The organism is Frankia sp. AvcI1 (genome assembly GCF_001420875.1).
Taxonomy (GTDB): domain Bacteria; phylum Actinomycetota; class Actinomycetes; order Frankiales; family Frankiaceae; genus Frankia; species Frankia alni.
Window position 1 is genome coordinate 27,324 of sequence record NZ_LJFZ01000051.1, and the last position, 5,495, is coordinate 32,818.

Below are 5,495 nucleotides of genomic sequence, written 5' to 3' on the forward strand. Positions count from 1 at the left end.
GGGAGAGTTCTCCCGGTGCCCTCTCCGTGAGGACAGATGGAACGTCAGTCGTCCGTACCGTCCCGCGTGGCGCGGTAAGTGATCATTTCCCGTACGGCATCGGCCCGTTCCGACAGTTCCCGGAATTCTGCCAGGGCAGCGTCACGGGTACGGATCACGGCGCGGCGGGAACCGTAGGCGCCCCCGTGGCGCTTCTGTGCCACGTTGGAAAGGATGCCCGTGCGTCCGAGGTCATCGGCCTTGTTTCCTTCATTGAGCACGTCCGCGAGAACGGGGAACTCTTTGNCGTCACCGAACGCGAGACGCCAGATAGCCTCACTGTTGGCGGCAAGGTGCGTCGCGACAGCTACGAATTGCATACGGGAAACGGCCTTCATCTGCTGCGCCCCGGGGGTCGCGTCGATTTCGTCAGGCTTCTTGTCCAGGTGGTACCCATTGCGCTGGGCAGCGTCCCGCATCGCCGTGTACTGGATACTGTCACGGGTAGCAACGAAGGTCCCGCCTTGCTTCGTGACGTAGAGCCACGAATCCGGTTCGCGCGTGGCCACGGAGTAAGTCACAGGCTCAAACTTTCGGATGATCTTCCCGAGCAGCTGGGCAAACAGCAATACGGCATCCTGCGCGATGTCATCGCTCACGTCCGCCGTGCCGTACCCACGGCCCGTGAAGGTCGCGTTTCCGTCCATCCGCTTACGCGACTGCGACGCGTCGACCGTCCGGCAGTACTTGCGCGCTTTGGTCTGAATCTCGCGCCAGTCGTCCGCCGTCACTCTCGCCATGTCTTCTGGCTGGACTCTCGCGCCCGGAAGAGCGGACGGCGTGTCCGAAGAAAAAGCGCCATTGGTCACGGAGGTCTCTCCTCTACCTTGGGGGAACTCCCGGGGGTGTCTTCCCGCTCCCGGTGCCGATATCTAATTCTCCACCTACGCGCACCAGAATACAACCCCCAATCGTCCGCCAATTCATGATTCTTTTGAGTGGCGATGCAATGGTGGGAATGATGTTCCGGAACGCTAGGGCAACAATCGGGGAACCGAAAAGGAGAAGAGTAAGGGCGGAAGACAAAGACAAAAAAAGCAAAGCAAAAAACAAGAACAGAAAAGAGCAGAGACCAAACGAACACAGATTAAAGAGAAGGTGCCAAGAGACTCCGAAATAACGCCAATCCCCGGACACGGCGGCGCAGGCACACCCCTCCCGCATCGACTATCAGCTCGTTGCCTCGCTATTAAGTCGCGGAGTGCTTGGGTGGGCGGCGCACCTCGTCCGACCTGCGCCAGCAGCGTTCCGTCCACCCACCCGCCTTTACTGGCGCGCCGGTGGGGGGTCCGGTGGGGGGTCCGGTGGGGGGGCCGGCGGGGGTGTAGGGATCGGATCTACGTGGCCACTCGCCGGGCCACTTGGCCACTGCGTGGCCAGAGCGCGATCTACTTGGCCAAAGCGCTGGTCAGGGACCCGCTGTGCATCGCGCTGGCACCGCCAGCGCTGGCCAACTACCGTGACCTGCCAGCTCGGAGTGGCCATCTTCGCGCGATCCCTACAGGGGGTGTAGGGATCACTTGTAGATGAGCAGCGGCCACGGGAAATGAGCACCGCATGAGNAGCTGTGGCCAGGTCTACTTGAGCAGGGCGGCTGACCAGGGCGAACGCCTCGCTGGCAGCTCGCTGGGCACCGCCGCAACCGGCGCTGCACTGCTCAACTATCCCGGCAGCAGCCCCTGGAGCGCTGCTCAGATAGACGCGAATCCCCAGGACCGGCTGCTCATTTAGAGGTAGGGGGTGTAGGGATCGGATTGCCTGGCGAGTCGCAGTCGTAGTTGGCGAGTCGATGGCGAGCGACCCGGCCTACTTGGCGAGTCCCTGGTCAGGGCCTTGCGGTCGCTCGCTGTGCAGCCTGCTGGCGGTGNCAGCGTTCGCCAACAGCCTCGGTGGACCGCACGGCGGCGCTCGCCAATAACGGCGAACTGCCAGCACGAACTCGCCACCCCCGCTCGATCCCTACAGGGCAGGTGGCCACTCGCCGTGATGGTCGGCCAGTAGATGGNCAACAGTCGGGATGGTTGGCCAGTCCGGAAAGCGCCAAGAGGGCGATGACTGGGGTTGAGAATCCTCGGGCGAAGACCAGTGCAATGCCCGGTCGTTTGGCCCTGGTGGGCGCGGCTGACGGTCCGTCGACCCGCGTGGAGAACGCCCGCGCGCGGGTGCGGCGCGGCGGTCAGGCCGGGCGGGCAGTGGGGCCGCGCCACCGGTGGCGCGGGGCCCAGCCAAGCAATCTGCGCGCGGAGGTGGAGTCGATAAGCGCCCGGAACGGGTCGACGTCGTAGCGCGCGTCCCCCCGCCAGGTGACGCCGGGAAGGATCTTCTGGGCCGGAACGCGGGAGCTGAGCTCGGCCGAGGAGACGTCGTCGGCGCAGAGCAGCAGGCGGTGGTGGCCGGTGAGCGGGGCGGGCCTACAGGATCGCGTGACGTGATGGGCATCATGTCGGCCCGCTCGGGTCGGACGGGTTGGGGGGTCTTGCCGGCGGGGCTTCGGCGTTGTTGCAGCTAGCCGGGTTGCGGCGGCGTGCTTCGGCTCGTGTCTCGGCGACGTGCGGCGCTGGTGACGGTCGCCATATCGGATTGTCGCCTTACGGTCAAATAGTGCAGCCTTGGGTGAGATGCCTGCCACGCGGAGAGGCTACGGGGGCGTCGGGAGCGGCGAGGCAGTCGCGCTGCACGGCGGAACGGTCGACCGGGCCCGGTGGGTCTGCGGATCTTCCCATGGGAGTGGGTGTGACAAGGACTGAGGACCTGCCTGGTCCTGATCGGCGCATTCTGTTGCACGATCTGCGACGCACNCTGAGCCCTAGCTGGCTGCCGGACGTCCTGGTCGCGCTGTCGGGCGGTCCGCTGCCGTATACGGGCTTGTTGCGCACGCTGCGCAGCTACGAGGTTCCCCGGGGTCGGCGCTGGCCGCAGCCGCTGATCCAGGAGGCCGTGTTGACGCGGACGTTGCGGTGGATGNAGCGCCGGGGGCTGGTCGAGCGTGNGCGGGAGCGTGCGTTCCCGTTCGGGACGGTCTACTGNCTGACCCCGGCGGCGAAGGAGCTGGCGGATCTGGTGGCGCCGATGGCGCAGTGGGCGGCGGCGCATGAGGATCTGCTGGACGAGGACCGGCGGGCGTGGGCCGAAAGGCGACGCCGCAAGAACAGCGGCGGAAACCGTCGGCCGCGGTCAGGCTGAACGCGCGCCGGGCGGACCGGGCCGCATCACGGCCTGGAAGACGCGATCGGTGTTGGATGTGGGCCGCTCGCCNACCTCGGCGAGGGCCGCGACCAGATGGCGGTAGGTGGACGCGATGGCGTCGTGCTGGCCGAGGCGGGCCTGGGTGGCGGCGATCTGGACGTAGAGCTGTTCGTTGTAGGGGTCGAGGCGGCGCAGCGTTTCCAGGAGCTCCAGGCGCTGCGGGTTGTCCTCGCCGACGGTGGCGGTGATGCTGACGAGCGCGTCGGAGATCTGGCGGCGAAGGTTCTCGCGGTGGGTTTCGGCCCAGGCGCCGGCGATGTCGTCGGAGAGGTGGCCGGTGTAGGTGGCGGCCAGCGGGAGGATCGCGGCGAGCTCGTCGGCGGTGGTCGTCGCGCGCCGCCGCGCGTCGAGCGCCTCGTCAACCTGCCAGAGGTCGACCGTGAACAGGTCGCGGCGCAGCCGCCAGCGTCGGTCGTCGTGGTCGAACACGTCGTCGATCGCCCCGCCGGTGGCGGCGACAAGGGTGCGGCGTAGCTGGCTGATCGCGGCGTAGAACCGGTTGTCCCGCAGCCGCAGGGACTTGCCGTCCTCGGGCCAGACCGCGTCGATGATGACGCGGCGCCGCGCGCCGTCGGGATGGGCGGCGAGGTAGGCCAGGATCTCCCTGCCCGGACCCCCGATACCGGTCACGGCCTGGTGGTCGCCGTCCGGTGCCGCCCGGTAGAGCAGTTGTAGCCGGCCGAACAGGGTGAGCAGCAGCGGCGTGGCCGCCTGTGGGGGGCGTTGTAGTCCCTGTGGCGCGCTCGCGGCGGCTGGTGGCGGTGCTGCCGCGTCAGNGGGCTCGGTGGGGCCTGCTCCCTCACCGCCGGGCGGCTGCGGCTCGTCGGGGTCCGGTGGCGTGTCTGGTTGGGGCCGGCCGTTGGGAGGCGGCGCCGCGGGCGAGGGGTTATCGGGGGGCGGCGCGGAGGTGGGAGGCGGGGGCGGGGGCCCCTGGGTAGGGTTTGCCCGCCGGAATTCCTCCTGGTTGGCGGCTGGCGCGTCGGCGTCGGTGAGCAGGTCGAGTAGCTGGGCGGTGTCGGTCTCGGGCAGGGTGAACAGTCGGCTGCCTGTCAGGGCGGCGGCGATGTCGGGGCTCGCGGCGCCGACCACCCCGTCTGGCCGCACCCGGGCGGTCGCTCCAGGCCGCCACTGCCCGTACAGGATGCCGACGACACCGAGNGGGGAGCCGTTGTCGAGCACGGCCTGAAGGCGGCGATCCGACGTCTGGTCAGGGGCCGCGACGACGACCAGGGTGGCACGGCGGGGGTCCTCCCCGGCCGCGGCCCGCCGGGCCCGGGTGACGACGTCGGCCTCCAGCCGGTCCAGCAGCGTGGCCAGGTCGGCGACGACGTGCAGCCGCTGCGGCGGCGCGGCGGTGGTGTCCTCGCCCAGCATCCGCCGCACATCCGCAGCCGGAACGAGGATCTCGACGGGGGCGGCGTCGGGCTGGTGACGATCGGCGAGCAGCGCGACGAGCAGGGCGCGGATCGCGGCGTCCGCACCGGGTCCGATCAGCCCGAGGCCGCGGGTGGCGGCCAGGTCGAGCGCCAGCGGCTGGCCGTCGCCGGTCGTGCCGACGACCCGGGTGCCGGAGGGGGCAGTGTGGGCGGTGGCGGTGGCTGCCGCGTGGCGGCGGCCGGTGACGTGCGGGTCGCCCGGCGGGCGCACGACGACCAGCTCGCCGTCGGCGTCACGTTCGGCGGTGGCCGTGTTGTAGGCGACAGCGAGCTGGCGGATGACCNGCGCCTCGTCGAGGTCGTCGCGGACACCGCTGCCGGGGACGTAGTGCCGGCGGCGCCACAGCCGCACGGAGAACAGCGCGACCACCAGCAGAGCGACCGCTCCCATCCCGAGGTAGCCGCCGGAGGGGAACTGGACGCCCGGCGATCGTGACGGGGCCGGGGTGGACGGGTGGGGAGAAGGCACGGCCGGCGAGGCCGGTGGCGCGGTGGTGGGGGTGGGCGAGGCGGGAGCGGTAGACGGACTACCGGTCGCCGACGGCGCGGCGCCGCCGGCGGCGGTGGGCGAGCTGGCCGCGGGGGTCGGTGTGGCGGGGCGGCTGGTCGCGGGTGGGCTGGCGGTCGAGGGCGGGGCCGATGGTGGAGGGCTGGAGGGTGCTGGGCCGGTCGGGGGTGTGGCGGGCTGGGTGGGCAGGCGGAGAACCCAGCCGGGGCGGATCAGGCCGGGCTGGGTCAGTGCCCGTCCGTCCGTTTGGACGACGCCGTGGTTGA

At 69.9% G+C, this 5,495-nt stretch carries 3 protein-coding genes and 2 pseudogenes; 3 read left to right on the forward strand and 2 right to left on the reverse strand.

The window, feature by feature from the left end:
* Positions 1-2,907: 2,907 nt before the first annotated feature.
* Positions 2,908-3,003 (forward strand): annotated as a pseudogene (locus UK94_RS75570) (transcriptional regulator); the annotation flags it as partial.
* Between the two features lie 63 nt (positions 3,004-3,066).
* Positions 3,067-3,222 carry a hypothetical protein gene (locus tag UK94_RS75575; RefSeq protein WP_268761740.1) on the forward strand — a complete coding sequence of 52 codons (156 nt, stop codon included), beginning with the start codon at positions 3,067-3,069 and terminating at the stop codon, positions 3,220-3,222.
* Here UK94_RS75575 and UK94_RS75580 read toward each other — a convergent pair.
* Positions 3,214-3,294: hypothetical protein (locus UK94_RS75580; RefSeq protein ID WP_268761741.1), on the reverse strand; the 81-nt coding region annotated here is incomplete at its 5' end. The two genes, UK94_RS75575 and UK94_RS75580, sit on opposite strands and share 9 nt — an antisense overlap.
* Position 3,295: 1 nt before the next feature.
* A pseudogene (locus UK94_RS71360) lies at positions 3,296-3,915 on the reverse strand (BTAD domain-containing putative transcriptional regulator); the annotation flags it as partial.
* Between the two features lie 1,306 nt (positions 3,916-5,221).
* Here UK94_RS71360 and UK94_RS71365 point away from each other — a divergent pair.
* A partial coding sequence (locus UK94_RS71365; RefSeq protein ID WP_268761739.1) for a hypothetical protein occupies positions 5,222-5,495 on the forward strand: 274 nt, incomplete at its 3' end.